The 25709-nt window shown below is 68.4% G+C and carries 24 protein-coding genes and 3 tRNA genes; 12 read left to right on the forward strand and 15 right to left on the reverse strand.

What is annotated here, in order from left to right:
• Position 1: 1 nt before the first annotated feature.
• Genes EII35_RS09575 through EII35_RS09585 form a run of 3 tightly spaced genes read right to left on the reverse strand, consistent with a single transcriptional unit; the run spans position 2 to position 3649 of the window.
• Positions 2-1744, reverse strand: coding sequence for an extracellular solute-binding protein (locus EII35_RS09575; RefSeq protein WP_185744254.1), 1743 nt, complete (start codon positions 1742-1744; stop codon positions 2-4).
• 28 nt (positions 1745-1772) lie between these two features.
• Positions 1773-2717 carry an ABC transporter permease gene (locus EII35_RS09580; RefSeq protein WP_125228249.1) on the reverse strand — a complete coding sequence of 315 codons (945 nt, stop codon included), beginning with the start codon at positions 2715-2717 and terminating at the stop codon, positions 1773-1775.
• Positions 2718-2722: 5 nt separating this feature from the next.
• The gene (locus tag EII35_RS09585) at positions 2723-3649 is read right to left on the reverse strand and encodes a carbohydrate ABC transporter permease (protein WP_125228250.1); all 927 of its coding nucleotides are present in this window, start codon (positions 3647-3649) and stop codon (positions 2723-2725) included.
• A 291-nt stretch (positions 3650-3940) separates the two neighbouring features.
• Here EII35_RS09585 and serB point away from each other — a divergent pair, with 291 nt between their 5' ends.
• Positions 3941-4759 (forward strand): phosphoserine phosphatase SerB, encoded by an 819-nt coding sequence (gene serB, locus EII35_RS09590; RefSeq protein ID WP_125228251.1) that lies wholly within the window; start codon positions 3941-3943, stop codon positions 4757-4759.
• A gap of 97 nt (positions 4760-4856) precedes the next feature.
• The gene (locus EII35_RS09595; protein WP_125228252.1) at positions 4857-6371 is read left to right on the forward strand and encodes an acetyl-CoA hydrolase/transferase family protein; all 1515 of its coding nucleotides are present in this window, start codon (positions 4857-4859) and stop codon (positions 6369-6371) included.
• A gap of 60 nt (positions 6372-6431) precedes the next feature.
• On the opposite strand, the gene EII35_RS09600 is transcribed toward EII35_RS09595, so the two are convergent.
• Positions 6432-6977: a 2'-5' RNA ligase family protein gene (locus tag EII35_RS09600; protein WP_185744255.1), complete on the reverse strand. Its 546-nt coding sequence runs from the start codon at positions 6975-6977 to the stop codon at positions 6432-6434.
• Between the two features lie 102 nt (positions 6978-7079).
• Here EII35_RS09600 and EII35_RS09605 point away from each other — a divergent pair, with 102 nt between their 5' ends.
• Positions 7080-8288 carry a M20 metallopeptidase family protein gene (locus EII35_RS09605; RefSeq protein WP_125228254.1) on the forward strand — a complete coding sequence of 403 codons (1209 nt, stop codon included), beginning with the start codon at positions 7080-7082 and terminating at the stop codon, positions 8286-8288.
• An 11-nt stretch (positions 8289-8299) separates the two neighbouring features.
• Positions 8300-8893 carry a hypothetical protein gene (locus EII35_RS09610; protein ID WP_125228255.1) on the forward strand — a complete coding sequence of 198 codons (594 nt, stop codon included), beginning with the start codon at positions 8300-8302 and terminating at the stop codon, positions 8891-8893.
• A 6-nt stretch (positions 8894-8899) separates the two neighbouring features.
• Here EII35_RS09610 and EII35_RS09615 read toward each other — a convergent pair whose 3' ends face one another.
• The 5 genes from EII35_RS09615 to EII35_RS09635 form a co-directional block, all read right to left on the reverse strand.
• The gene (locus tag EII35_RS09615; protein ID WP_125228256.1) at positions 8900-9739 is read right to left on the reverse strand and encodes a MetQ/NlpA family ABC transporter substrate-binding protein; all 840 of its coding nucleotides are present in this window, start codon (positions 9737-9739) and stop codon (positions 8900-8902) included.
• A 59-nt stretch (positions 9740-9798) separates the two neighbouring features.
• A complete protein-coding gene (locus EII35_RS09620; protein ID WP_125228257.1) occupies positions 9799-10470 on the reverse strand; it encodes a methionine ABC transporter permease in 672 nt (223 codons plus the stop codon).
• Positions 10467-11480 (reverse strand): methionine ABC transporter ATP-binding protein, encoded by a 1014-nt coding sequence (locus tag EII35_RS09625; RefSeq protein WP_125228258.1) that lies wholly within the window; start codon positions 11478-11480, stop codon positions 10467-10469. The genes EII35_RS09620 and EII35_RS09625 overlap by 4 nt, the downstream gene beginning before the upstream one ends.
• A gap of 71 nt (positions 11481-11551) precedes the next feature.
• Positions 11552-12082 carry a type II toxin-antitoxin system PemK/MazF family toxin gene (locus EII35_RS09630; RefSeq protein ID WP_125228259.1) on the reverse strand — a complete coding sequence of 177 codons (531 nt, stop codon included), beginning with the start codon at positions 12080-12082 and terminating at the stop codon, positions 11552-11554.
• A gap of 309 nt (positions 12083-12391) precedes the next feature.
• Positions 12392-13732: an MFS transporter gene (locus EII35_RS09635; protein ID WP_125228260.1), complete on the reverse strand. Its 1341-nt coding sequence runs from the start codon at positions 13730-13732 to the stop codon at positions 12392-12394.
• Between the two features lie 73 nt (positions 13733-13805).
• On the opposite strand from EII35_RS09635, the gene EII35_RS09640 reads away from it, so the two are divergent.
• Positions 13806-14390, forward strand: coding sequence for a bifunctional 4-hydroxy-2-oxoglutarate aldolase/2-dehydro-3-deoxy-phosphogluconate aldolase (locus EII35_RS09640; RefSeq protein ID WP_185744256.1), 585 nt, complete (start codon positions 13806-13808; stop codon positions 14388-14390).
• 9 nt (positions 14391-14399) lie between these two features.
• Here the strand turns inward: EII35_RS09640 and EII35_RS09645 are convergent, their stop codons facing one another.
• Entirely contained in the window at positions 14400-15698 is a 1299-nt protein-coding gene (locus EII35_RS09645; protein ID WP_125228262.1) for a carboxypeptidase-like regulatory domain-containing protein, read from the reverse strand.
• A gap of 231 nt (positions 15699-15929) precedes the next feature.
• Between EII35_RS09645 and EII35_RS09650 the strand changes: the two genes are divergently transcribed.
• The 3 genes from EII35_RS09650 (at position 15930) to EII35_RS09660 (ending at position 19789) form a co-directional block, all read left to right on the forward strand.
• Positions 15930-17036, forward strand: coding sequence for an SH3 domain-containing protein (locus EII35_RS09650; RefSeq protein ID WP_185744257.1), 1107 nt, complete (start codon positions 15930-15932; stop codon positions 17034-17036).
• Positions 17037-17431: 395 nt separating this feature from the next.
• On the forward strand, positions 17432-19108 hold the full coding sequence (gene pgi, locus EII35_RS09655) for a glucose-6-phosphate isomerase (protein ID WP_125228264.1): 1677 nt from the start codon (positions 17432-17434) through the stop codon (positions 19106-19108).
• 3 nt (positions 19109-19111) lie between these two features.
• Complete coding sequence (locus tag EII35_RS09660) at positions 19112-19789, forward strand: SanA/YdcF family protein (protein ID WP_125228265.1); 678 nt, start codon at positions 19112-19114, stop codon at positions 19787-19789.
• Between the two features lie 43 nt (positions 19790-19832).
• Here the strand turns inward: EII35_RS09660 and EII35_RS09665 are convergent.
• The 3 genes from EII35_RS09665 to EII35_RS09675 form a co-directional block, all read right to left on the reverse strand.
• A tRNA-Phe gene (locus tag EII35_RS09665) sits at positions 19833-19906 on the reverse strand.
• 19 nt (positions 19907-19925) lie between these two features.
• Positions 19926-19999: transfer RNA gene (locus EII35_RS09670), tRNA-Asp, on the reverse strand.
• Positions 20000-20122: 123 nt separating this feature from the next.
• Positions 20123-20195: transfer RNA gene (locus tag EII35_RS09675), tRNA-Glu, on the reverse strand.
• A gap of 78 nt (positions 20196-20273) precedes the next feature.
• Between EII35_RS09675 and EII35_RS09680 the strand changes: the two genes are divergently transcribed.
• From EII35_RS09680 to EII35_RS16710, 3 genes are read left to right on the forward strand one after another with little or no spacing between them, the layout of a single operon-like run.
• A complete protein-coding gene (locus EII35_RS09680) occupies positions 20274-20867 on the forward strand; it encodes a GNAT family N-acetyltransferase (RefSeq protein ID WP_125228266.1) in 594 nt (197 codons plus the stop codon).
• 30 nt (positions 20868-20897) lie between these two features.
• Positions 20898-21794 carry a ribokinase gene (locus tag EII35_RS09685; protein WP_125228267.1) on the forward strand — a complete coding sequence of 299 codons (897 nt, stop codon included), beginning with the start codon at positions 20898-20900 and terminating at the stop codon, positions 21792-21794.
• Positions 21795-21821: 27 nt separating this feature from the next.
• The gene (locus EII35_RS16710) at positions 21822-22028 is read left to right on the forward strand and encodes a DUF6767 domain-containing protein (RefSeq protein WP_125228278.1); all 207 of its coding nucleotides are present in this window, start codon (positions 21822-21824) and stop codon (positions 22026-22028) included.
• Here EII35_RS16710 and EII35_RS09695 read toward each other — a convergent pair.
• Positions 21952-22902, reverse strand: coding sequence for an alpha/beta hydrolase (locus EII35_RS09695; protein ID WP_260465084.1), 951 nt, complete (start codon positions 22900-22902; stop codon positions 21952-21954). The genes EII35_RS16710 and EII35_RS09695 overlap by 77 nt on opposite strands.
• 10 nt (positions 22903-22912) lie before the next feature.
• Positions 22913-23146: a DUF3073 domain-containing protein gene (locus EII35_RS09700; protein WP_125228269.1), complete on the reverse strand. Its 234-nt coding sequence runs from the start codon at positions 23144-23146 to the stop codon at positions 22913-22915.
• 161 nt (positions 23147-23307) lie between these two features.
• On the opposite strand from EII35_RS09700, the gene EII35_RS09705 reads away from it, so the two are divergent.
• Complete coding sequence (locus tag EII35_RS09705) at positions 23308-25518, forward strand: NADP-dependent isocitrate dehydrogenase (protein ID WP_125228270.1); 2211 nt, start codon at positions 23308-23310, stop codon at positions 25516-25518.
• Positions 25519-25709 lie beyond the last annotated feature (191 nt).

Raw genomic sequence — 25709 nt, forward strand, 5'->3', positions numbered from 1 at the left:
ATCAGGCCTTGTCCGCTGCTTCGAGGATCTCGAGGTAGCGATCCACCCCGGCTGCCTTGACGGAGGTCTTGTAGCTCTCCCAGTCCGCGTCCTTCTCGGGGTCCAGCTTGCCGAGCGCCAGGTTCGTCATGCCCTGCTTGAAGGCGTTGTCGATGTTGGTGCGCAGCTCACCGACCTCGGCGGCCTGGGTCTCGTCGAAGAAGGGCTCCATGAAGAACTCGTCCTCCTTCATCGCGAAGGGCTCGTACATCTTGCCCGCACGGTAGAGCGACGGTTCGATGGAGGACGCGTCGTCGACGGCCTCGCCATGGCGCACGTCGAGCACCAGGTTGTAGGTGCACCACTCCCACCAGTTGCCGTTCTTCGGTGCAGGTTCGGTGACCTTGTAGATGGCCTGGCGCTCGTCGATGCCCTTCTCCCCCTCCGTGGCCCAGGCCCAGTTGTTGTTCGGGCCGAGCCTCATGTTGAGGGTGGAGACGAGACCGAGCTGGTAGTCCGCCCACTGGGCGATCTCCTCCGGCTTCTGGGCCTTCGACGGGATGATGAGGCCAACCACCGCACCCGGGTCGTAGGACCAGCCCACCGTCGCCTTGCCATCGGGCCCGGTGAACGGCTTGAAGGGGATGAACTCGCGGTGCCGGGATGCGGGATCGGTGAGATCGACCGTGGCGAAATCACCCTGCGACTGGCCAGCGACCACGGCCACCCTGCTGCCCGCCGGGTCCATGGCGAGCCGGGTGAGCTGGTCCTTGGTCTGGGTGAAGGCCGCCTCATCGGTGAGCTTGTCCTTGACCAGCTTGTTCATGAAGGCCATCGCCTCGCGGAACTTCTCGTCCAGCGGCGTGTAGACGGGCTTGCCACCCTCACGACGCAGATGGTCGATGCCGAGGTTGAGGAACGCGGCGCACACCAGCGCGATGGGCGGCAGGTCCTGGTGCCCGCTGAGCGGGGTCATCTCCGGATGGGCGGCCTTGATGTCACGGAGCAGCTTCTCGAACTCGTCGATCGTGTTGACGCCATTGGTCGCTGCGACGCCGAACTCCTCGGCGATGGGGGTGTGGATCCAGGTGCGGTGCGCCGCCGAGGCACAGTGGTAGCACTGGTTGGCCGCCGGGATCGCGTACAGGGTCCCGTCGGGGGTGGTCATGACCTCCCGCAGCTTCGGGTTGGTCTTGAACATCTCCAACGCCTCGGGCATGTACTCGTCGACGAGCTGGTTGAGATCCATGAACAGACCCTGCTTGCCGTAGGCCCACAGCTGGGAGCGGGAGAACCCGCCCATCCACCGCGGCCCGGTCATGAAGGCATCCGGCAGATCCCCGGAGGTGATCATGGCGTTGAGCTTGGGGGCACCGTCGTCACCCGGGGGGATCGCCTCGTAGGTGACCTTCATCCCGGTGGCCTCCTCAAGGTGCTTGGAGAAGGCGTTCGTGGCGAGGTCGAAATCGGGGAACTGTCGACCGACGATGCGGAAGTTCGTCGAACCGTCGGAGAAGGGCTTGAACTCCCGCGCCTTCGGGCCGATGTAGCCCTCCGGGTAGAGGACCCCCTCGATCTCCTTGCCGAGTTCGACCTTCAGGCTGGCGGTGCCGGGCTTGTAGTTGGAGCCGCCGCCTGAAGAACCGGCACCACCGCCACCGTTGGCATTCTTCCCACCACCGCCGCAGCCGGCGACGGCCGCAGCCGCGACGCCACCCGCACCGGTGAGGAGGGCTCGCCTGGAGAATCGCTGGAACATGGACATGTGTCTTCCCTTTCGGTGTGTTGGCCCCTCAGAACAGGCCACTTCGGGTGGTCCGCTTCGCGAACCAGTTGACGGACAACAACAGCACGAGACCGATGACGCTCTTGAAGAGTCCGATGGCGGTCGAGTAGCTGTACTGGGGGATCGGGGACTTCAGACCAACCTCGTAGACGTAGGTGTCGATGACCTGGGAGACGCCCAGGTTGAGGGGGTTCTGGAGGAGCAGGACCTTCTCGAATCCGACGGACAGGATGTTGCCCGTGCTGAGGATGAGCAGGATCACCGCGATCGGCATGATGGAGGGCAGGTCGATGTGGATGATGCGACGGAACAGCGATGCGCCGTCGACCTTCGCCGCCTCGTGGTACTCGGGGGGCACGCTGGACAGGGCGGCCAGGTACATGATCGCCGAGAAGCCGGCGGTCTGCCACACCCCGGACCACACGTAGATGTGCCGGAACCAGCCCGGGTCGGTGAGGAAGGATGAGGGCTCCATCCCCATCGAGGAAAGGACCTTCGGCACCACACCCGTGCTCGGGTCGAGCAGCATCATGACGATGCCGACGACGACCACGACGGACAGGAAGTTCGGCGCGTAGGTGATGAGCTGGATGGAACGGCTGAAGTACTTGTGGCGCAGCGCGTTGAGGGCCAGCGCCAGGATGATGGGCACCGGGAAGGCCGCGATGAGTTCGTAGAGTGCCAGCGACAGTGTGTTCCACAGCAGGGGCCAGAAGTTGTTGCTGGCGAAGAACCTCTCGAAGTGCTTGAAACCGACCCATTCGCCGCCCGCGATGCCCGTGAGGGGGGTGAAGTCACGGAAGGCGATCTGCACCCCGTACATGGGGATGTACTGGAAGATGATGAGCCACAACAGGGCGGGCAGGAGCAGCACGTAGAGCTGCCAGGCGCGAGTGACCTTGCGCCACAACGGCACCTTGCGGGTGTTGAGCTGCGCGAGTTCCTGATCCATGGTCGTCACCCCTTGACCGATCCGAGCATCATGCCCTTGACGAAGTGTTTCTGGACGAATGGGTAGGCGATGAGGGGCGGGATGCTGGAGACGACGATGAGTGCGAACTTCAGCTTCGCGGCGACCTCCTGCATCTGGGCGATCTTCTGGGGATCGGCCTCGGCAAGCTTGGTGGCGTCGAAGGTGTTCTGGACCAGGATGTTCCTCATGGCCAGCTGCATCGGGTAGAGCGACTCATCGGTGAGGTAGATGAGGCCGTTGAAGTAGGCGTTCCACGTCGAGACGCCGTAGAGCAGCATGTTGACCGCGAGGATCGGGATGGACAGGGGCAGGGCGATGCGGAAGAAGAAGGTGAAGTCGTTGGCCCCGTCCATGCGTGAACTCTCCAGGAGTTCGTGCGGGATGGTCGTCTCGAAGAATGCCTTGGTGATGATGAGCTGCCACACGCTCACCGCGGCGGGGAGCACCATCGCCCACGGGGTGTTGAGCAACCCCAAGCTCTGCACGAGCAGGTAGGTGGGGATCATGCCGCCGCTGAACAGCATCGTCAGCATGATGAGGAAGGTCAGGACCCTGCGGAACGGCAGATCCTTCCGGGACAGGGCGTATCCGGCGGCCATGGTGATCGAGGTGCCGAGCAGGATGACCGCGCCCGAGTATCCGAGCGAGTTGAGGAAGCTGCGTAGCAGCACCGGGGAGTCGAACAACGCCTGGTAGGCCTCGAAACCGAAGCCGACGGGGAAGAGCACGACCTCGCCGGAGCGCACGGCGCTGGCATCGGACAGGGATGCGCTGACAACGTAGACAAGCGGGTAGATGATGGACACGGCGAAGATGAGGAGGATGACCACGAGGCCACCTTGGAGGGCTTTGTCACTGAGTGGCTCCCTGACCACTCTCGCCTGTTCACGGACCCGGGCTCCCTTGGCCATGTCAACCACCCAGACCCCGTCGATGTCCCGTTGTGCGCATCATCGCCGCCTTCGTCCGGGGCTCGATTCCTCCCGGCCGTGCACCCCGGCGTGCCGCCGACCGTCGCATTCCTCGAATGCTGAGGAATGTCTACCACTCACGACGCCCCCACAAATGGCAACGTTGCCATTCCGGGCCCCGGAATCGACCACTTTGACCAAAAGGATGACAGGATTGGGCATCCTTCGGCTCCCGTGCGGGTCCCCCCGGGATCCTGCGCCGCAGCGCCACCGCGGGTACCATCGATGCCCATGCGAGCCCGAGTCGTCGCCCTCCATCCCCATCCGACCCCACTCCCCTTCGACGCCGAATGGGAGGACGCCGCTTTCGGAGCGGTGGCGACGATCGACATGGACACCGAGGATCCCGAGGGGCTGCGATCATCGCTCCTCGCCGAGGGCGTCTCCGGCGGGGTGATCACCGGTCCGCTGACGGACTCCCCCGCACGGCTGGTCATGTGTGATGTCGACTCGACCCTCACCACCACCGAGGCCATCGACCTCATCGCCGAGCATGCCGGGACCGCGGGGAAGGTCGCCGCCATCACGGAGCAGGCCATGCGGGGCGAGCTCGACTTCGAGGCCTCGCTGCGGCAACGGGTCGCCACCCTGGCGGGTGTCCCCGTCTCCGTCATGGACGAGGTGCTGCCGAGGATGACGCTCTCCCCGGGGGCGCGGGACCTGGTGTCCACGTTGCAGGGCGCGGGCGTGCGGGTCGGGGTCACCTCCGGTGGGTTCACCTGCCTCGTCGGGCCGCTCGCGGAGGAGCTCGGGCTGGACTTCTTCAACGCGAATCACCTGGAGGTCCGCGACGGGCACCTCACCGGACAGGTCACCGGGACCGTCGTCGACCGCGGGCAGAAGGCCAGGGACTTGACCGCCTTCGCAGCCGCCCATGGGCTACCACTGGAACTGACGGTGGCGGTGGGCGACGGCGCGAATGACCTGGCGATGCTCGCCACCGCCGGGCTGGGCGTGGCGTACTGCGCCAAACCGGTCACGGCCGTGCAGGCCGACGCGGTGATCTCCTTCCCCCGCCTCGACGCGGTGCTCCCCCTCGCCCTGAACTGAAGGATCACACGGAGGGTGCACGGCGAGGGGGCGGGATGCCGCCACCATGGTTGAGCCACTAGTCTTGCTGCCACGCGAAACTTTCCAAGGAGGGAACATGTCAGGTCGGATTCGCAATGAGGGTTTCCGTTCCAAGGTGATGTCTGCTGCCGACGCCGCCGCGATCGTGGAGAACGGCTGGAACATCGGTTTCTCCGGCTTCACCGGGTCGGGCTACCCGAAGGCATTCCCGGGCGCCCTGGCCGAACGCATCACGCAGGCCCACGACAAGGGCGAGGAGTTCAAGGTCGGGGTGTGGACCGGCGCGTCGACCGCCCCTGAGCTCGACGGTGCACTGGCGAAGACCGGCGGCATCGGCTACCGGCAGCCGTACCAGTCTGATCCCGACATGCGCACCGCCATCAACAAGGGCATCTCGAACTACACCGACATCCACCTCTCCCACGTCGGCCCGCAGGTCAGCCAGGGCTTCCTCGGCAAGCTGCACCTCGCCGTGATCGAGGCCACCGCCATCACGGAGGACGGCGAGATCGTCCCCTCCTCCTCGGTCGGCATGAACCGCACCTACGTCGACCACGCCGACAAGGTCATCATCGAGATCAACGAGTGGCAGTCCGAGGGGCTGTACGGCATGCACGACATCTACTACCCCATCGGCGCCCTGCCGCCGAACCGGGTGGCGCTGCCGATCCTCAACGCCGGTGACCGCATCGGCGGGCTCACCATGAAGGTCGATCCGGAGAAGGTCGTCGGCATCATCGTCACCGACGCGCCCGACCGCAACTCCCCCTTCAAGCCGCTCGACGACGACTCCCTCGCCATCGCCGGCCACCTGCTCGACTTCCTCGGCAACGAGGTCAAGCAGGGCCGCCTGCCGGAGAACCTCCTGCCGCTGCAGTCCGGCGTCGGCAACATCGCCAACGCGGTGCTGGCCGGCCTGCTGGAGGGCCCGTTCGAGAACCTCACCTCCTACACCGAGGTGATCCAGGACGGCATGGTGGACCTGCTGGACTCCGGCAAGCTGCTCGTCGCCTCCGCCACCGCGTTCTCGCTGTCCCCCGAGGCCGCCGAGAAGATGAACAACAACGCCGCCGACTACGCCAAGAAGATCATCCTGCGGCCGCAGGACGTCTCCAACCACCCCGAGGCCATCCGCCGCATGGGTGTCATCGCCTGCAACGGCATGATCGAGGCCGACATCTACGGCAACGTGAACTCCACCCACATCATGGGCTCGCGGATGCAGAACGGCATCGGCGGCTCGGGCGATTTCACCCGCAACGGCTACTTCGCCGCCTTCGTCACCCCGTCGACGGCCAAGGGCGGCGCCATCTCGGCCATCGTCCCGATGGTGAGCCACGTCGACCACACGGAGCACGATGTCGACGTCATCATCACCGAGCAGGGTCTCGCCGACCTGCGGGGGCTCGCCCCGCGCCAGCGCGCGAACGTCATCATCGAGAACTGCGCGCACCCGGACTTCAAGGAGCCGCTGCGCGAGTACGTCAAGCTCGCCGCCACGAAGGCCAACGGTCAACACACCCCGCACGACCTGGCCTCGGCGCTCAACTGGCACATCCGGTTCCTCGAGACCGGCTCCATGAAGGCCTGACGACGTCACGACGGGTGGTGTTCCGGGAGACCGGGGCACCACCCGTTTCGTGTGTCGCCGTCAGGAACCGAGCGCGTAGGTGCGGTGCCGTCGCCACGCGCCGGTGCCGGGCGGTGGCCCGGACCACAGCTCCACCGTCGTGCAGCGTTGGACGATGGGCAGGTGCTTGAGCACCCGCACCTCCGCGGCCTTGAGGGCCTCGAGCGGGGCACGCTTGCCGATCGTGACGTGTGGGATCGCCCGTTCCGGGACGGCCCCGAAGGCGGGATGATCCGGGAAGAGGTCACGGATGCGGGTCACCAGATTGTTGAGGATCACCGGGTCCGTGGGTGGCAGGTAGACGGAATCCGTACCGAACCACGCGGTGGTCGAGAACTCCAGCTGGAATCTCCCGAAATCCCGCAGCACCTGGTTGAGCTGATCGTCCTGCTCCACCGACAACCTGGTGGTGAAGGGGTAGAGCAGGTTCAGGTGAGCGGGCACCCCGTCCGCGGCCGATGGGTCGAGGGCCATGCGGATGTCGTGCAGGGCCGGCTCCAGATCGGCACAATTCAGCATCAGTGCTGACTGCCGGAGCACAACGTAGGGCTCAGGCGGGGATTCCATGGGGACATTGTAAGGCCTTGCCCCCTCGACCCGGCGGGGCGACGTACCGATGACGGGGGAAGTCGATGTGGCCGATTTCATGATGGGTGCCAGACTTCACCTGTGAGCATTCGTGATTTCCTTGCAGACATCGAGGAGGAGCTGATCGCTCTGCGCCGTGATCTCCACCAGATCCCGGAGGTGGGGCTCCAGCTTCCTCGGACCCAGGCCAGGATCCTGGCCGCGCTGGAGGGTCTCCCCCTGGAGATCACCCTCGGGAGGAAGGTGAGCAGCATCGTCGCGGTCCTGCGCGGCACCGCCCCGGGCGACGGGGAACGCCCCGTTGTCCTCCTCCGTGGCGACATGGACGCCCTCCCGGTGCGGGAGCTGTCCGGCGAGCCCTTCGCCGCCACCAACGGCAACATGCACGCCTGCGGCCACGATCTCCACATGGCGCTGCTCGTCGGCGCGGTCCGGGCGCTGTGTGAGCACCGGGACCGGCTCGCGGGCGATGTCATCTTCCAGTTCCAGCCCGGCGAGGAGGGGGTCGACGGCTGCCGATACATGTTGGAGGAGGGGCTCCTCGACGTGGCCGGACGCCGACCGGTCGCGGCCTGGGCGATCCACGTCTGGTCCGCGATGGATCCGTGCGGGGTGTTCTCCACCAAACCCGGCACCGTCATGGCCTCCTCCGATGAGTTCCGGGTGAAGGTGCTCGGCCGCGGCGGCCACGGCTCCGCCCCGCAGCGGGCCGCCGATCCGGTGGCCCCGATGGCGGCGATGATCTCCGCCACCCACGACGTCGTGACGCGTCGTTTCGACGTGTTCGACCCGGTGGTGGTGACGGTCGGTCGGGTCGCGGCGGGCACCGCCCACAACGTCATCCCGGAGCACGCCGAGTTCGACGGCACCTTCCGGGCCTTCTCCGACGAGGCCCGCGCCCGGGTGGCCGACCTGCTGCCCCGGCTGTTCCACGGCATCGCCGCCGCCCACGGCGTCGAGGTGGACTACGAACGGGTGGAGCAGTACCCCGTGACCGTCAACGACGACGCCGAGACCGAGAACGTCGCCCGGGTGGTCGCCGACCTGTTCGGGGCCGACCGGCACGTCCGTTGGGAGCATCCGCTGTCGGCGGCGGAGGACTTCTCCCGCATCCTGCAGGCCGCCCCGGGCTGCTTCATCGGGCTGAGCGCCTGCCCCCCGGACCTGAACCCGGCGACCGCCCCCATGAACCACTCCGCCCACGCCCGTTTCGACGACCGGGTCGTCGCGGACGGAGCGGCCCTCCTCGCGGAGCTCGCCGCGAGGAGGATCGCCCCCGCCGGGCGGTAGGCTGAACCACGATGACCACCCCGATGCCCCCGGCCCCACCCAAGCAGATCGCGACGCTGCCCCCGCTCCCCGCCAGCAACGGGGCGGTGGCAATGTCGCCCCGCACGGGCGAACCCACCCGCCCCTGGACCGTCACGGTGGCGCTGGTCGTGATGTGTGTGGCGGCCGCCGTCGTCGCCGTCGTCTACGGCAGGCACTGGTGGCTGGCGGTGCACCCGGCGTCGTACCCGACGTCGGCGCAGCTGGTCGAATGGGTGGCCCCCGACCCGGGCAAGTGGCTGTCCCTCACCCTCGAGGGGGTGCTCGCCCTCGTCGCGTTCCTGGCGGCCGGGGCCTGCGGTTGGGCCGGATTCCAGGGCTGGAACGGCTGGTCCTTCTCCCGGTGGGCGGGGATCACCGCCATCGCCCTCACCGGGGTGGCGACGGCGGTGTTCAGCATCCACGGGCTCGTCGCGGTGGTCCTGGCGGTGGTGTCGACGCTGCTGCTGATGCTGCCCGCGAGCATTCGGTTCTTCCACGGCTTCGACGCCCACCGCAGGGTTCCGGAGACGGGCTGGAGGCGCCCGCCCCGGATCCACTACGGTCGGCTGCCGAGGTTCCGCTGACCTCCGTCAGGCGGGGGTGACGTCGCCGCTCGGCCACTCCTTGGCGATGTACTCCTTGACCTCAGGGCTGTGGAGCAACTCGTCCAGCTTCTCCACACCCGGCTTGGCGTCACCGGTGCGCCACACGAGGACGTTGGCGTAGGGGTTGCCGGCCACCTCCTCGACGATGAGCGCACCCTCGGTGGTGAGACCCGCCGTGAGGATGAAGTTGCCGTTGATGACGGCGAGGTCGATGGCGGGGTCGTCCTTGAGCTGGACGATGATCTCCGGCTGGTTCTCCTCGAAGGTCAACCCGCGCGGGTTCTGCTCGGCGGTCAGCGAGAGGGCGGAGGTGCCCTCCGTGATGTTCTGCAGCAACCCGCCCTTCTCCAGCAGCTTCAGGGCCCGGTACTGGTTGGAGACGTCGTTGGTGATGGCGACCTTCGCGCCGTCGGGGACCTCCGCGACGCTGCCGAACTTCGACGAGAACACGGCGTAGGGCTCGATGTGGACGCCCTCCCCGTGGGTGAAGTCGTAGCCCTTGTCCTTCTCCTCGGACTCGAGGTAGGGCAGGTGCTGGAAGAAGTTCGCGTCGAGGGTGCCGTCGGCGAGGCTGGAGTTCGGCAGGACGTAATCGTCAAACTCCCGGATCTCGATCCTGAGGCCGGCGTCGGCGGCCAGGTTGTCGCGGACGAACTCCAGGATCTTCGCGTGGGGAACCGGGCTGGCCCCCACGACGATGGTCGAGGTCTCTCCCCCGCCGGACTCGGCCGTTCCACCGTTGGTGGGGGACGGATCGGAGCCGCACGCGGTGAGGGCGAGGGTGGCTGCCAACGAGGCCGCCAGGAGGGACAGGTGCTTGCGCATGTCGGTGCCTTTCCGGGTCAACGACAAGTTGACCTCTCAGTTGGGGCGCGCCGCCCCGCTCAGCGATGGTCGACGCGCCGGATCACTGTATCCCCCAACGCCTGGATGGCCTGAACCATTCCCATGAGCAGCACGACGGTGATCGCCATGACGAGCGGCTCGAACCGCTGGTAGCCGTAGTTGTAGCCGAGCCGCCCCAGGCCACCACCGCCGATGAGCCCCGCCATGGCGGAGTAGCCGATGAGGGTGACGACGGTGGTCGTGACGCCCGCCACGAGGGCCGGGGCCGCCTCCGGCAGCAGCACCTTCGTGATGGTCTGGAACCGGGTGGAGCCCATGGCGTGGGCGGCGTCGATCTTGCCAGGGTGGACCTCACGCAGCGCCGACTCGACCAGCCTGGCGAAGAACGGCACCGCGGCGATCGTGAGGGAGACCGTCGCCGCGTAGGGGCCGACGGCGGTGCCGACCAGCCACTTCGTGAACGGGATGAGGCTGAGCATGAGGATGGCGTACGGCACCGAGCGGGTGATGTTGACCAGCCCGCTCAGGAGGAACGAGGCGACGGGGTTGGCGGCCATGGCGCCGCGCTGCGTGGTGAACAGGACCACGCCGAGCGGCAGGCCGAGCAGCACCGTCGCGACCGCGGAGATCCCCACCATGGCGAGGGTCTCGACGATGGCGGGGCCGAGGGCCTTGAGGAGGGCGGCGGTGGTGATGTCGAGGAGGGTCATCGTGCTTCCCCGTTCAACTCGGCGGCTGGGGTGAGACGGGCGTCGGCGCCGAGGCTGCGCAGGTAGTCGACGACCGCGTGGGGGTCGGTTCCGGTGGGGACGAGGAGCCTGAGGTGGCTGAACGTCACCCCGGCGAGGTGCTCGACGCTGCCCGCGACGATCGCGAGGGTGGCGCCGACGTGCTTCGAGGTGAGGGCGACGACCGGCTGGTCGGCGTTGCTGCCGGAGGCGAGCACGTCGACGAGCACCCCGGCGGCCTCGTCGGCGGGGTCGTGGGCGGGGATGCCGAGCAGGGCCTGCGACAGCCTGCCGTCCAGGGTGCGGATCACGTCGGTCAACGGGCCGGATTCGACGATCCTTCCGGCCTCGAGGAGGGAGACCGCGTCGCAGATGCGTTTGACGACGTGCATCTCGTGGGTGATGACGAGGACCGCGAGGTCGAGGCGGCGCCGGAGGTCGTCGATGAGGTCGAGGATCTCGTCGGTGGTGCGGGGGTCGAGGGCCGAGGTGGGTTCGTCGCACAGCAGCACCGACGGCTCGGTGGCCAGGGCCCGCGCGATCCCGACCCGCTGCCGCTGCCCCCCGGAGAGCTGGGCCGGGTGGGCGCGCCCGGCGTCGGCGAGCCCCACCAGGCCGAGGAGGTCGGCGGCGCGGCGGCGCGCCTCCGAACGGGCCACGCCCTGGATCTCGAGGGGGTAGGCGACGTTGTCGACGATGGTGCGGGAGTCGAAGAGGTTGGCGTGCTGGAAGACGACCCCGAGGCGGCGGCGCATGGCGCGCAACTCGATGTTGCTGGCGGAGGTGAGGGTCCTGCCCTCGATGCTGATGGTGCCGCTCGTGGGTCGGTCGAGCATCGCCAGGCAGCGCACGAGGGTGGACTTCCCGGCCCCGGAGTGGCCGATGATGCCGTGGATGCTCCCGGCTGGGACCGTGAGGGTGACGCCGTCGAGGGCGCGCACCTCCCGGTCGGGTTGGGTGTAGACCTTGCGCAGGTCCTGGACGGTGATCACGGCGGCTCCAGAGGTCGTCGACGGTGGGGGTCCGGAAGGGACAACCAGGACCGTCCGGAGATTATTCCGGCTCAGAGTGCCGAGCGCACCGCCGTGGCCACCTTCTGGAACCGCTTCTCGTCGAGGATGGCGCCGATGCGTCGGACCTTGTCCGGGTGCACCCGGATGATCCGGTTGACGCGGACCTCGCTGGGGCGTCCCTTGTCATCCCACGGTCCCACCCCGATGTCCACCCATTTCCGGCCCTGCCTGGCCTCCTGACGCTTGTCGAGGTCGTGGTCCTGGGAGGTCAGCTGGAGTCCCAGCAGCCAGCCGCGGTCGCGGCCGATGAGGAGCACCGGGCGGTCCTTGCCGCGGGTGTGGTCCTCCTCGTACGGGACCCAGGTCCACACGATCTCCCCCGGGTCGGCGTCGCCGTCGTCGGAGGGGCGGTAGGTGATCCTCGGGGTGCCGCGGAAGTCGCCGGGGTAGGTCGCAGACGACGACGGGGTGCGACGGCGGCGTCTCCGGTCCTGGGTGGCCCCGGATGCCGCCCCCTTGAGGAAGGAGTTGAGCAGGTCGCGGGCGATGCGGCCGAGGTTCCCGGAGAGCCACTTGTTCATGGCTTCACCCTAACGCCCGTCGCGGGATGGACGGGGTGAGGACATAAGAGAGCCCGTCCTCGCCCGATGGGGGGGTGCGGGCGAAGACGGGCTTCCTTGGGCTCCGGTTGCCCGGAGCAGTCCTTCCGCGAGCAACTCCAGCTTGGGGGGATTTGGGTCGCTTCCTGCGTTCTGGACGGTCTAAATGTAACCGACTTTCGCGAAGATGCAAAACGGGAACTGGCCAAGAGTAAACATCGTTAAACGTCCTGCCCAAAAGGAGGACTGTCCGAAAGTTATCCACATTCATCGTCCCTGCTCAGCCCCTGCTCAGCGCTCCGCCAGCTCCCGATTCTGGTACTCCGGAAGCAACAACGACGCTCCCATCGCGAGGGCGAACATCGCACCGAAAACCACGAAAAGACCCACCATCCCGAGATCCTCCCTGAGACGCAGCACCAGGAGCGGAGCGAGCAACGCGGCAAGACGACCGAAAGCGGTCGCCGCACCCGACCCGCTCGCCCGCATCGCCGTCGGGTACACCTCGGGGGTCATCGCGTAGAGCGCACCCCAGGCACCGAGGTTGAAGAAGGACAGCACACAGCCCGCCGCCAGGGCGACGGCCCCGGCACTCCAGCCGGTCGCCGTCGCGATCTGCGGCGCGAAGCCGAACAGCAGCGCCCCCACCGCGGAACCGCCGAGGAAGGAGACCAGGGTGGGGCGCCGCCCCCACACCTCGACGAGGATCGCCGCGGCGACGTAGCCGGGGAACTGCGCGAGGGTCATCCACAGGACGAAGCCGAAGGACTGCACCATCGACATCCCCTGCTTGGTGAGCAGCGTCGGCAGCCAGATGAAGGCGCCGTAGTAGGCGAAGTTGATGCCGAACCAGGTGAGCCACAGCCCGATCGTCCGGGCGCGGAACCGGACGTCGAAGAGGGTCCGCCACGGCACCCTCGGCGCGGGTTCCGGCGTCGCCGTCGTCGCCGGGGTCCCGATGCCGGCCTCCCGCTCCAGGTCCGCGACGATCCGCTCCGCCTCGTCGGTGCGCCCCGTGGCGACGAGGAACCTCACCGATTCGGGGAGACCAAAACGCACGACGAGGGAGTACAGGGCCGGCAGCGCACCGAGGGCCAGCGCCCACCGCCACCCGTCGGCCACCGCGGGGACGAGGAAGTAGCCGAGGACGGCGGCCAGCAGCCACCCGACCGCCCAGAACGACTCCAGGATCACCACCACGCGGCCACGGATGCGGCGGGGCGCGTACTCCGAGACCAGGGTCGACGCGACGGGCAGTTCGGCCCCGAGCCCCAGCCCCACGACGAAGCGGAGGACGATGAGCGCCGCGACGCTCCCGGCGAGCGCGGAGGCCCCCGTCGCGAGTCCGTAGACCAGCAGTGTGAGGGCGAACACCTGTCGGCGACCGATCCGGTCGGCGAGGAGGCCGCCGAGGGACGCCCCGAGCGCCATCCCGAGGAAACCCGCCGAGGCGAGGAGGGACAGCTCCGCGTCCCCCAGGGACCACTCCTTCGCCAGCGCGGCGACGACGAAGGCGATGAGCCCGATGTCCATGGCGTCGAGGGCCCACCCGACCCCGGAACCCAGCAGCATGCGGGAGTGTCGCCGGGTCCAGGGCAGCCGGTCCAGGCGCTGCGTGTGCGTCAGTGACATGGCCGGATTGTCGCATCACCCCGTCGCCCCGGTGCACCGTCGGCGCCGCCTCGGACACTGGCATGATGTCCCCATGTCTGATGCACCCCTGACCGGCCTCGTCGTCCTCGTGGATCCCGCTCCCCTCAGCACGCTGGTCGGGGTGGTGGAGGTCCTGGTGCAGGAGGGGGCCGCGAACATCTCCTTGTCGGCGGAGGACGGCGCCCTGGAGCCGATGCTCGGCATGTACGGGGCACGCACCCGTATCGGGTGCCACGGTCCGCTCCCGGACGTCATGGCGGCGATGGGGATGGGCGCCCAGTTCCTCCTGCCCGATGACCTCGACGAGCCGTCGGCACGGGCGGCGAGGGAACGTGGCGTCGCCTGCTACGGCATGGCGATGACCCCGACGGAGGTGCGGCGGGCCCTGGAACTCCCCGTCGACGGCGTGCAGCTGTTCCCCGCCGACGTGACGGGCCCGCTCATGGCGGATCGGCTGCGGAGCATCGGGCTGATCGAGCACGTCATCCCCAGGGGCGGCGTCGTCGCGTACTCGGCGAAGCAGTGGCTCAAGGCGGGGGCGCCCGCGGTGTGCGCCGACTCGGCTCTCCTGGCGGACGCCCTCACCGGGGGTGATCTGGCGGCACTGCGCGAGCGGTACCGGAACTACGTCGGCTGACGCCGGGGATCAGAGCGCGGCGCGGCGCGGGAGGGCCTGACCGCGGACGTCGGTGGACTCGACGTCACTCTCGGGCGCGATGGCGTGGCCGGGAGCGGGTCGGGAGGAGACGGTCTCGTCGTCGCGGAACCACGACGGCGGCATCGTCCTGACCGTGGGGGGCGGGGCGAACGCGGACGCGGACTCACCCAGCGGGCTCATCCCGGCGTCGTGATCCATGGGGCGGTCCCCGTCGAGGGCCCCCTCGGCCCAGGCGTCGGCCTGCTCGAGCTCGGCGTCCTCCGGCTCGCCGATGAGACCGACCTCGCCGTTGTCGGCCGGGGTGCGCTTGGGGCGCATGGCCGTCGCGATGAGCGCCAGCCCGGTCCCGGTGGCCAGCACGACGCCGATGAGGATGGCCCAGGTACCGAGGTTCGAGCCGGAATCGGACGTGGCGGTCGCGGGGGCCGCTGCCGCGTCGGTGCTGGTCGCCGTGGGACTCGCCTCAGGCGATGCCGATGCCGATGGGGCGGCCGCGGATTCGGGGGCGGCGGCGGTCTGCTCCTCGGCGGGAGCCCCGCTGGCCGATGTGGATGGGGCCTCGATCGTGATTGTGGCCTCGGCGTTGGACGGCCTCAGGGCCTGACTGCCCGGGAAGGCCACGCCGATCGTGACGGCCCCGGGGGCGAGATCCAGCGGGAGCTCGACGAAGGAGGAGAAGGTGCCGTCCCCGTCGGTGAGGGTGCTCGCGGCGGCCTGCTCCTGGCCGCCGACGCTGACGACGACGGATCCGCTGGCGATGGCCTTGCCGTCGTGCGTCGACAGACTGCCGTTCAGGGTGATGGTTTCCCCCGGCACCGCCGAGCTCGTGGACAGGCTGAGGGTCAGCACCGTCTCCTGGACGCCGTCGTCGGCCACGACCCCGTTGGCCGCAGCGCCCCCACCGCGGTAGTCGATGGCGTGACTGGCGGAGGATGCCGCATGGATGCCATCTCCCTCGAAGGCGAGCCTCACCTCCTGAACCCCTCTGCGGGATTCCTCGGGGATGACGAAGGTCAGCGCGAAGGACCCGTCGCCCTGCGTGGTGACGGTGCCGAGCGGCGCCCCCGCCGCGATCGCGGAAATGGTGGCGCCCGGGATCGCGTTGCCCGAGGAATCCACCAGCTGCCCGGCGATCCGAACCTCACCGTTGTCCACCGCGTCGAAGCGCGTGATCAGAGTTGTCTCGATGCCGTCGGCACGGGCGACCCCGGGGTGAAGGAAGGCCAGGAGGAGGCTCAGCAGCAAGCCAACCGCCATTTGGCTGGCCCGCAACGTCTTTCTGCTCATCCGTTTTCCTTAAGAAGAGGGGGACCTAGGAAGCGTACCGGCTGCTGAGCAACGTGTCACCCGAAAGGCCAGCATCCACGAGCCCTCCACCGAGAGCTCCCCACATGATGCAGCGAAACTCGTAGTGAAAGGCAAGTTGTACGTTTGGGGGACGCAGCCCACTTGAGATGACCCCCCGTCGCAACTATTCTGAGAGAAGTTCAGCTATTTCTCAAGATGCGAATGAGGGACATGGTCAAGGCACGACGGGCAGCACTCGAGGACGACATCCTCGAGGCCACGACAGTTGACACCGCCCCCCGACGCGGTGCGATTCAGGAAGTCGAGAGCGGCATCACGGGTGCTCGTGGTCGCCTCGTCACGCGCCTCATCGCACCCCTCGCCCTCACGGGCATCGTCGTCGCGGGTGCTGTCACCCTCAACCGGGAGGACAGCTCCTCGGTGGTCGCGGATCCGGTCCTGGAGACCGCCGACCTCGGGTTGAGCCGCAACCTGGCCCGCCAGGAGTTGGCGGCGCCGTCGGTGACCCCCTCCCCCACCGCGGAGGAGACCGGCCCCGTTGATCCGCTGCCGACCGCGGCGGCACCGGAGGCCACGGAGTCGGCGACGCCGGAGGCGACGGCTGAACCCACCGAGACCCCTTCCCCCGAGGCCACCGAGACCACGGAGCCCGCGCAGGAGGAGAAGGCTCCCGAGGCCGAGCCCAGCAAGAGCGCCGAGCCGAAGGCGGAGCTGCCTGCGCTGGGCAACGAGGCCGGCACGATGTTCACCACGAAGTCGGTCAACGTCCGCACCGGCCCTGGCGTCGACCATGACGTGCGCGTCACCCTGAAGGCCGCCACCGAGGTGACCATCACGGACGTCACCCAGGACGGCTGGCAGCAGATCAACCACAAGGGTTCGGCGGGCTGGATCAAGGCCTCGTTCCTGGCGGCGGAGAAGCCTGAGGAGGAGACCGTCAGTCCCAGCACCTCGGGCGCCTCCTGCAACTCGGCCTCCGCGAAGAGCATCGAGTCGGGGCTCACGTCGAGGAGCGTGGGCGTGCTCCGCGCCGTCTGCGCGGCATTCCCGGACGTGAAGTCGTACGGCGGCTACCGTCCCGACAGTGGCTACCACGGCAAGGGCCGGGCCATCGACGTCATGATCTCCGGCGAGGCGGGCTGGGAGATCGCAAGGTGGGCTCGCGCGAACGCGAAGGAGCTCGGCGTGATCGAGGTCATCTACTCGCAGCAGATCTGGACCACGCAGCGCGCATCCGAGGGCTGGCGCTCGATGTCGGACCGGGGCTCGAGGACGGCAAACCACTACGACCACGTGCATATCAGTGTTGCAGGCTGAGAAGCCTGCAACACTGATCCCCCTCCCACACTGATCCAACACCGCGTCGCGGGCTGACAAGCCCGCGCTCCATCGTGCACGAACCGCCGCTTTGCTTCGTCGAGACCCCGATTGAAACGTTCCAAGCGAAACAGAACGGCGATTCGTGACCGTGGCGGGTTCGCCTGCCTTGACCCGGGTTCGCCTGTCCTGGGTGTGGCTCGCCTGCCTTGTCGGCGGCTCGCCTGTCTTGTTCGGCAGGCGTTTTGAAAGAAGGCAGGCGTTTCCGATCCAAGGCAGGCGAACCCGTCGTAAGGCAGGCGAATCAGTGGGGTGAGGCGTGACGGGCCGCGCGTCGGAGCCACCGTGGCGGGCCCCGCATCATCGAGTCGGTGCGAGGTCATAGGCTTGGCACCATGATGAAGCCGGTTGATGCCACCACCACTGCCGCGTGGGACGAACTCGATGACCTCGCGGACAACGCCGAACTCGATCTGCGTGAGGCTTTCGCCGCGGATCCGGATCGCGCCCAGCGGTTCACCCGCGATGTCGCCGACCTCCACGTCGACCTGTCGAAGAACCTCATCAATGACGATGTGCTCGCCGCACTGCTGCGGCTGGCGGAGCAGACCGACGTGGCGGGGCGACGGGATGCGATGTTCGCCGGTGACCACATCAACGTCACCGAGGACCGCGCCGTCCTCCACACGGCCCTGCGTCTACCCCGTGACCGGACGCTCGAGGTCGACGGCCAGGACGTCGTGCACGACGTCCACGAGGTGCTGGACCGCATGTACGCGTTCGCGGAGAAGGTCCGTTCCGGCGAGTGGGTGGGCGTGACCGGCAAGCGGATCGAGACGGTGGTCAACATCGGCATCGGCGGCTCCGATCTGGGCCCCGTCATGGTCTACGAGGCACTCCTGCCCTACAAGCAGGACGGCCTGGAGTGCCGCTTCATCTCGAACATCGACCCCACCGACGCACACGTCAAGACCGCCGACCTGGACCCGGAGACGACGCTGTTCATCGTCGCCTCGAAGACCTTCACCACCCTGGAGACCCTGACCAACGCCCGGATGGCCCGCACATGGCTGCTCGACGGCCTCGTCGCAGCCGGGGCCATCGAGGACACCGACGAGGCACGCCGCAGCGCCGTCGCCTCCCACTTCGTCGCCGTCTCGACGGCGCTGGACAAGGTGGCGGAGTTCGGCATCGACCCGGTCAACGCGTTCGGCTTCTGGAACTGGGTGGGCGGCCGCTACTCGGTGGACTCCGCGGTCGGTCTCCCCATCGCCATCGCCATCGGACCGGACGGCTTCCGCGACTTCCTGGCCGGGTTCCACGCAGTCGACGAGCACTTCCTCACGGCCGAACCGCAGCAGAATGTGCCGCTGCTCATGGGGCTCATCAACATCTGGTACGTCAACTTCCTCGGCGCGACATCCCACGCCGTGCTGCCGTACGCGCAGTACCTGCACCGGTTCGCCGCCTACCTGCAGCAGCTCACGATGGAGTCCAACGGCAAGTCGGTGCGCTGGGACGGCTCCCCGGTGACCTGCGAGACCGGGGAGGTGTTCTGGGGGGAGCCCGGCACGAACGGGCAGCACGCGTTCTACCAGCTGCTGCACCAGGGCACGCAGCTCATCCCCGCCGACTTCATCGCCGTGGCGAACCCCGCCCACCCCGTCCAGGACGGCGACGTGGATGTCCACGGCATGTTCCTGGCCAACTTCTTCGCCCAGACCGCGGCGCTGGCTTTCGGGAAGACCGAGGAGGAGGTGCGGGCCGAGGGCACCCCTGAGGAGATCGTCCCGGCGCGGGTGTTCTCCGGGAACCGACCCACCACCTCCATCATGGCCCCGGCCCTCACCCCGTCGGTGGTGGGCCAACTCATCGCCCTGTACGAGCACATCACGTTCGTGCAGGGGATCGTGTGGGGCATCGACAGCTTCGACCAGTGGGGCGTCGAGCTGGGGAAGAAGCTGGCCCTGGAGATCGCACCGGCCCTCTTCGGCGACGACGAGGCGCTGCAGCGTCAGGACTCCTCCACCCGGGCGCTCGTCACCTGGTACCGGGAGAACCGCTACCGTTGACGCATGCCTGAGAAACCGTCGCGCCCGCGCCGCCGTCGTCTGGAGGTCGCGGTCGCGACGGCTCTGGCGTTCCTGTTCGTCCCTATCCTGTCCGGGGCGACGCACGCCGCCGTCGCGTCGGCAGGGCGGCTCCACGGCGCCACCGACGACGACATCCCGACCCGCGACGTGCTCCTGGTTCTGGGTGCCCACGCCGAGCCCGGCCGCCCGAGCCGATTCCTCCAGGCCCGACTCGACCTCGCCGTCGACCTGTTCAACGCCGGTCGGGGCAGGGTCATCATCGTCAGCGGCGCCAACACCGAGGCCAGCAACCACGAGACCCAGGTGATGGAGGACTACCTCATCGGGCGTGGCATCCCCCGGAACCGGATCATCCAGGACGGTGCGGGCTTCGACACCTATGACTCGTGCATGCGTGCCCGGGACGTGTTCGGGGTGCGGGAGCTGACCCTGGTGTCGCAGATGTACCACCTCCAGCGGGCCGTGGCGACCTGCCGGGCCCTCGGGGTGGATGCGATCGGCGTGGGGGACGTGACGGCCAAGCGATGGCCGAGCCACCACATCAAGGCGGAGCTGCGGGAGTACTTGGCGGTGGTGAAGATGCAGCTTGACCTGTTGCGGGGAGCCAAGGCCACCGAATCGGAGCCCAGCGACGCTGTGCAGATCGCGTTGGAGTCCTGACCAGCGGCGGAAACAGAAAACCCCTGTCTGAGACAGGGGGCTGTGGCCAGGGCCGGGGTCGAACCGGCGACCTTTCACTTTTCAGGCGAACGCTGCTACCAACTGAGCTACCTGGCCAGTAGGGCTGGACGCCCAGCGACCCCGACGGGACTCGAACCCGCGACCTCCGCCGTGACAGGGCGGCGCGCTAACCAACTGCGCCACGGGGCCAATTTCTTGACCTGCCGGCTTGCACCGGCCCGGGTAACTCTAGCGATCTCTTCCCGATTTGTGAAATCGGGCGTTTGTCGCTGTCAGCGACCCGTTGGGCGGGACCTGACGGCGCCCGCCTCGCATCCCCAACGGGATTCGAACCCGTGCTGCCGCCGTGAAAGGGCGGAGTCCTAGGCCGCTAGACGATGGGGACCGGACCCGACAAGGATAGAGGGACCAACGCCTCTCAGCAAACTCGGCCGGAGGATGTCTGGGCCGTAAGTTTGATGCCATGACTCTGCAGCCCGTGACCCTGCCCGGAAACCATGTCCAACTCGTCCCACTAGACCCCGACCATCACGACGGCCTGTGCGACGCCGTCCGGGACGGGGAGCTGTGGCGGCTCTGGTTCACCCGGGTCCCCGCCCCCGAGGCGATGGCCGACGAGATCCAAAGAAGGCTGGGGCTCCAGGAACACGGCTCCATGCTCCCGTTCACGATCATGGTGGGCAACGAGGTGGCCGGGATGACCACCTACTGCAACATCGATACGCCGAACAAGGTCCTGGAGGTGGGGTACACCTTCATCGCACGCCGGTTCCAGGGCAGCCACGTCAACCCGGAGATGAAACTCCTCATGCTTGAGTACGCCTTCGAAGCACTCGGGCAGAACCGGGTCGAGTTGCGCACCCACTCGATGAACCGGCACTCACGCTCAGCCATCGAGAAGCTGGGGGCCACGCTCGACGGGATCCTACGGCGACACACGATTCTCCCGAACGGAACGGTGCGCGACACCTGCGTCTACTCGATCCTCGACCACGAGTGGCCGACGGTCAGGGCTGGTCTGGAGTTCCGGCTGCAGCAGCCACCTCGGAGACGGTAGCCTCGACCCCAGGAACCCCAGGAGGCACCCATGTCCGTCGTCGTGGCCGGATCACTCAACGTCGATCTCCACCTGCACCTCGACCGCCACCCCCACCCCGGGGAAACCCTCCTCGCCTCCGGAGGCACCCTCTCCCCCGGCGGCAAGGGCGCCAACCAGGCCTGCGCCGCAGCCCTGGCCGGGGCGACGGTCACGTTGCTCGGCGCCGTCGGCGACGACGACGCCAGCCAGACCGCCCTTTCCCTGCTCCGCGGCGCCGGGGTGGACCTCAGCCACGTCGCCCGGGTCCCGGGGCCGACGGGACTGGCCGTGGTCTCCGTGGACGCCCGGGGCGAGAACACCGTCGTGGTGGTGCCGGGCGCGAACGCGGAGGTGACGGCCGAGACGGTCGCGGGCTGGGCCCCGATCCTCGCCGCCGCCCCCATCGTCGTGTCCCAGGGTGAACTGTCCAGGGCCGCGACCGAGGCCGTCGCCCACGCCGCGACGGGGCGGTGGCTGCTCAACCTGGCCCCGGTCATCGACCTGGACCCGGACGTCATCCGACGCGCCGATCCCCTCGTCGTCAACGAGCACGAGGCGCAGGCCGCCCTCAGCCAGCTCGGCGGGCCTGCCGTCGACGAGCCGGAGGTCCTCGTCGCGGAGTTGCGGCGGGCGGGACTCGCCTCGGTGGTGCTCACCCTGGGCGCGGCGGGCGCCATTGTCGCTGACGGGGCGGGCACCGAGCACGTGCCGAGCCCGACGGTGCACGCCGTCGACACCGTCGGCGCCGGCGACGCCTTCACAGGGGCCCTGGCCGCTCGCCTGGCCGAGGGGTCCACCCTCGTCGAGGCGGCCCGGTACGCGGCACGGTTCGCCGCCCACACCGTCCAGTTCGAGGGGGCCCAGACCTCCTACCCGGCCCCGGGAACCGAGCTCCCGCAGGTGTGACCGATGCCCCGTTCCGCCCCCACGCCGATGTGTCCCCTCAGGCCGGACACCCCGTGCGGCCTGTGCGTCCCCGGGGCGGACGGACCGCACAACTGTCAGACGGTCCGGCTTGTCATGGACGACCCCGACCTCAGGAGCATGTGGCGAGAGCAGCGGGTCAGCGCGCGTAGGCAGCCAGCCAGCGCTCCACCTCGGCCAGATAACGGGCGCGGGGCTCCTTGGCCGACAGCATGAGGTCGTGCTTGCCGCCGTCGATCCGCACGAGGGTGATGTGGTTACCGAGCATCGGGGCCCTCGCGGCGAGGGAGTCCACGTCGAGGACGACGTCAGCCTCCTTCAACTCCTCGCTCCAGGTCCGGTTGAAGTCCGAGCGGGCGCTGATGGCCATGAGGATCGGAACGTCGATTCCCAACCCGGCGGCCACCCTCGCCTGCCCCCGCATGATCGCGGTCCCCCATCCCACCCGCGGCAGGAACGCCGGGTCACCCTTGAGGTTGAGGTTGTAGTCCCACTCGCCGTCCTCGTGGATGGAGATGGAGCGACGGTAGAAGCCGGGATCGGACACCGCGAGGGCGCGCGTCGGGGACACCGCTCCCACGGCCCCGAAGGCGGCCGAGAGCGCGGGTCGCCACATCCCGTTGGAGCTGAGCTCCAGCCACGGCGAGTTCAGGATGAGTCCCTTCGCCACGTCCGGCCGCTCGGCCAGGTACAGCGCCGCGATGAGACCACCCGTGGAGTGCGCCATGAAGACGATCTCCTCCGCCGTGCCGCGGATGATCTCGACGGCACGGTCAAGCTCCTCGAAGTACTCGGCGAGGTCCGGGGTGTACCCGGCGAGCTGCCCGGTGCGCAGCGACCTGCCGTAGCGGCGGAGGTCCAGCGCGAAGAAGTCGTACCCGAACGAGTCGACGGCATCCGCCAACTCGACCTGGAAGAAGTAGTCGTTCCAGCCGTGGAGGTACAGCAGCGCCCTGGCCCGGGTTGGCTCACGCCGACGCACCAGCGTCGCCACCACGTCCTGTTCGGGCTCGCCCGGGTAGTGGGCGGCGTCGTCAAGGACGAGCGTCAGCTCCTGGAATCCCTCGAGCTCCGAGTCGGGGACCCACACCGACGTCGGGTCAGGGACGGTCGTCGTCGGCAGAGCCGTCGTCCTCGAACTCCACGTCCGCGTCGTCGTTGTACTGCTCCGCGAGATCGGCATACGCATCGGGAATGTCGGACGAGGACCCTCGGTCGTTGTAGCTCTCGCCCCGAAGCTCTCGCTCGAGTGACGCGAAATCGGTCTCCACCGAGCGATACTTCAGATCGCGGGCCACCTTCGTCTGCTTCGCCTTTGCACGGCCGCGCCCCATATGGGTCGACCCCCTCGCTCAATCATCGCGGTTCACCGCGGAATCTGGTCAGTTGTCTCGTGGGCCCGAGAATACCGGAGTAACGCGAGGACCTCAAAGCACACGCGTTCGCATGCCCTAGGCTGAGCGCGTTGACTGCCTGAGACGACTAAGGAGACCCGATGGGCAAGATCATCTACACCCTCACCGACGAGGCCCCCCTGCTCGCCACCTACTCCCTGCTGCCCGTGATCCAGGCATACGGAAGGCTGGCCGGGGTGGACGTGGAGACGCGGGACATCTCCCTCGCCGGGCGCATCCTCGCCCAGTTCGCCGACAAGCTGCCCGCGGACCAGCAGGTCCCCGACGCGCTGACGGAGCTGGGCGAACTCGCCAGGACCCCCGAGGCCAACATCATCAAGCTGCCGAACATCTCCGCCTCCGTGCCCCAGCTCAAGGCGGCCATCGCCGAGCTGCAGGCCAAGGGCCACGCCCTGCCCGACTACCCGGAGGATCCGCAGAGCGACGAGGAGCGCGACATCCAGGCCCGCTACGACCGGGTCAAGGGCTCCGCGGTCAACCCGGTGCTGCGCGAGGGCAACTCCGACCGGCGCGCCCCCGAGTCCGTGAAGAACTACGCGAAGGCCAACCCGCACCGGATGGGCGCATGGACGCCGGAGTCCCGCACCAGCGTCGCCACGATGGCGGCCGACGACTTCCGCCACAACGAGCAGTCCGTCGTCCTGCCCGCCGACGACGTCCTGACCATCCGGCACGTCGCCGCCGACGGCACCGAGACCGTCCTCAAGTCCGGGCTGAAGGTGCAGGCCGGGGAGGTCGTCGACGCCACCGTCATGCGCGCGAAGGCCCTCGACGCCTTCCTCGCGGAACAGGTCCGGGCCGCCAAGGAGCAGGGCGTCCTGTTCTCCGTCCACCTCAAGGCCACCATGATGAAGGTCTCCGACCCGATCATCTTCGGTCACGTCATCAAGGCGTTCTTCGCCCCCGTCTTCGAGCGGTACGGCGCCGACCTCGACGCGGCCGGGCTGTCCGCCAACGACGGTCTGGGCGCGATCCTCGCCGGGCTGGAGCAGCTCGACAACGGCGCCGAGATCCGGGCCGCCTTCGACGCCGCCCTCGCCGACGGCCCCGCCCTGGCGATGGTCAACTCGGACAAGGGGATCACCAACCTCCACGTCCCCTCCGACGTCATCGTCGATGCCTCCATGCCCGCCATGATCCGCACCTCCGGGCACATGTGGGGGCCGGACGGCCAGGAGGCCGACACCCTCGCGGTGCTGCCCGACTCCTCCTATGCCGGGGTGTACCAGGCCGTCATCGACGACTGCAAGGCCCACGGCGCCTTCGATCCCCGCACGATGGGCACCGTCCCCAACGTCGGGCTCATGGCGCAGAAGGCGGAGGAGTACGGCTCCCACGACAAGACGTTCGAGATCGCGGAGGACGGCCGTGTCGAGGTCGTCAACCGGGCCGGCGAGGTCCTCATGGGGCACGACGTCTCGGCCGGTGACATCTGGCGCGCCTGCCAGGCCAAGGACGCACCGATCCGCGACTGGGTGAAGCTCGCCGTGACCCGCGCCCGCGCCACCGGCTGGCCCGCGGTGTTCTGGCTCGACGACGAGCGAGCACACGACCGCAACCTCAGGGCGAAGGTGGAGCAGTACCTGACCGAGCACGACACCGACGGGCTCGACATCCGGGTGCTGTCCCCCGTCGAGGCGACCCGGTTCTCGGTGGAACGGATCCGCAGGGGCGAGAACACGATCTCCGTCACCGGCAACGTGCTGCGCGACTACCTCACCGACCTGTTCCCCATCCTGGAGCTCGGCACGTCGGCGAAGATGCTGTCGATCGTGCCGCTCATGGCCGGTGGTGGCCTGTTCGAGACCGGCGCCGGCGGCTCCGCCCCGAAGCACGTGCAGCAGCTCGTCGCCGAGGACTACCTCCGCTGGGACTCGCTGGGCGAGTTCCTGGCGCTGGCGGCGTCGCTGGAACACCTCGCCGCGACCGAGGGCAACACGAAGGCCGCGGTGCTGGCCACCACCCTGGACCGGGCCAATGGCCGATTCCTCGTGACCGACAAGTCGCCGACGCGTCGTCTCGGCGGGATCGACAACCGCGGCTCGCACTACTGGCTGGCGCGTTACTGGGCCGAGGAGCTCGCCCAGCAGGATGAGGACGCGGAGCTCGCCCAGGCCTTCGCCCCCGTCGCGAAGGGCCTGGTCGACGGCGAGAAGGCCATCCTCGACGAGCTCATCGGCGTGCAGGGCAAGCCCGCCGACATCGGCGGGTACTACCGTCCCGACGAGGCGCTGACCTCGTCGGTGATGCGTCCGAGCTCCACCTTCAACCAGGTGATCGACCGGATCTGACCGGTTGCGCACCACGCGTGGGGCCGTCTCTCCTCAGGGCTGGGACGGCCCCACACGCCATCTGGATGACAGGGTTGAAGACGGCCTCCACTAGGCCCTGGACCCCCACCACCCCCCACCGTCCAAACGGATGACGTTGAGGCGTCAACAGCCCTTCCCCCAGTTGTTACATTGCACTCCTCGGAGGCTGG

The organism is Arachnia propionica (genome assembly GCF_003932785.1).
Classification (GTDB): domain Bacteria; phylum Actinomycetota; class Actinomycetes; order Propionibacteriales; family Propionibacteriaceae; genus Arachnia; species Arachnia propionica_B.

Excerpts from the sequence above, each read along its gene's own strand:
- EII35_RS09600 (WP_185744255.1), bottom strand. The coding sequence starts at position 6,977 with ATGGAATCCCCGCCTGAGCCCTACGTTGTGCTCCGGCAGTCAGCACTG.
- EII35_RS09595 (WP_125228252.1), top strand. The coding sequence starts at position 4,857 with ATGTCAGGTCGGATTCGCAATGAGGGTTTCCGTTCCAAGGTGATGTCT.
- EII35_RS09685 (WP_125228267.1), top strand. The coding sequence starts at position 20,898 with ATGTCCGTCGTCGTGGCCGGATCACTCAACGTCGATCTCCACCTGCAC.
- EII35_RS09660 (WP_125228265.1), top strand. The coding sequence starts at position 19,112 with ATGCCTGAGAAACCGTCGCGCCCGCGCCGCCGTCGTCTGGAGGTCGCG.
- EII35_RS09575 (WP_185744254.1), bottom strand. The coding sequence starts at position 1,744 with ATGTCCATGTTCCAGCGATTCTCCAGGCGAGCCCTCCTCACCGGTGCG.
- pgi (WP_125228264.1), top strand. The coding sequence starts at position 17,432 with ATGATGAAGCCGGTTGATGCCACCACCACTGCCGCGTGGGACGAACTC.
- EII35_RS09645 (WP_125228262.1), bottom strand. The coding sequence starts at position 15,698 with ATGAGCAGAAAGACGTTGCGGGCCAGCCAAATGGCGGTTGGCTTGCTG.
- EII35_RS09615 (WP_125228256.1), bottom strand. The coding sequence starts at position 9,739 with ATGCGCAAGCACCTGTCCCTCCTGGCGGCCTCGTTGGCAGCCACCCTC.
- EII35_RS09650 (WP_185744257.1), top strand. The coding sequence starts at position 15,930 with ATGGTCAAGGCACGACGGGCAGCACTCGAGGACGACATCCTCGAGGCC.
- EII35_RS09680 (WP_125228266.1), top strand. The coding sequence starts at position 20,274 with ATGACTCTGCAGCCCGTGACCCTGCCCGGAAACCATGTCCAACTCGTC.
- EII35_RS09610 (WP_125228255.1), top strand. The coding sequence starts at position 8,300 with ATGACCACCCCGATGCCCCCGGCCCCACCCAAGCAGATCGCGACGCTG.
- EII35_RS09580 (WP_125228249.1), bottom strand. The coding sequence starts at position 2,717 with ATGGATCAGGAACTCGCGCAGCTCAACACCCGCAAGGTGCCGTTGTGG.
- EII35_RS09585 (WP_125228250.1), bottom strand. The coding sequence starts at position 3,649 with ATGGCCAAGGGAGCCCGGGTCCGTGAACAGGCGAGAGTGGTCAGGGAG.
- serB (WP_125228251.1), top strand. The coding sequence starts at position 3,941 with ATGCGAGCCCGAGTCGTCGCCCTCCATCCCCATCCGACCCCACTCCCC.
- EII35_RS16710 (WP_125228278.1), top strand. The coding sequence starts at position 21,822 with ATGTGTCCCCTCAGGCCGGACACCCCGTGCGGCCTGTGCGTCCCCGGG.
- EII35_RS09635 (WP_125228260.1), bottom strand. The coding sequence starts at position 13,732 with ATGTCACTGACGCACACGCAGCGCCTGGACCGGCTGCCCTGGACCCGG.
- EII35_RS09620 (WP_125228257.1), bottom strand. The coding sequence starts at position 10,470 with ATGACCCTCCTCGACATCACCACCGCCGCCCTCCTCAAGGCCCTCGGC.
- EII35_RS09630 (WP_125228259.1), bottom strand. The coding sequence starts at position 12,082 with ATGAACAAGTGGCTCTCCGGGAACCTCGGCCGCATCGCCCGCGACCTG.
- EII35_RS09700 (WP_125228269.1), bottom strand. The coding sequence starts at position 23,146 with ATGGGGCGCGGCCGTGCAAAGGCGAAGCAGACGAAGGTGGCCCGCGAT.
- EII35_RS09640 (WP_185744256.1), top strand. The coding sequence starts at position 13,806 with ATGTCTGATGCACCCCTGACCGGCCTCGTCGTCCTCGTGGATCCCGCT.
- EII35_RS09705 (WP_125228270.1), top strand. The coding sequence starts at position 23,308 with ATGGGCAAGATCATCTACACCCTCACCGACGAGGCCCCCCTGCTCGCC.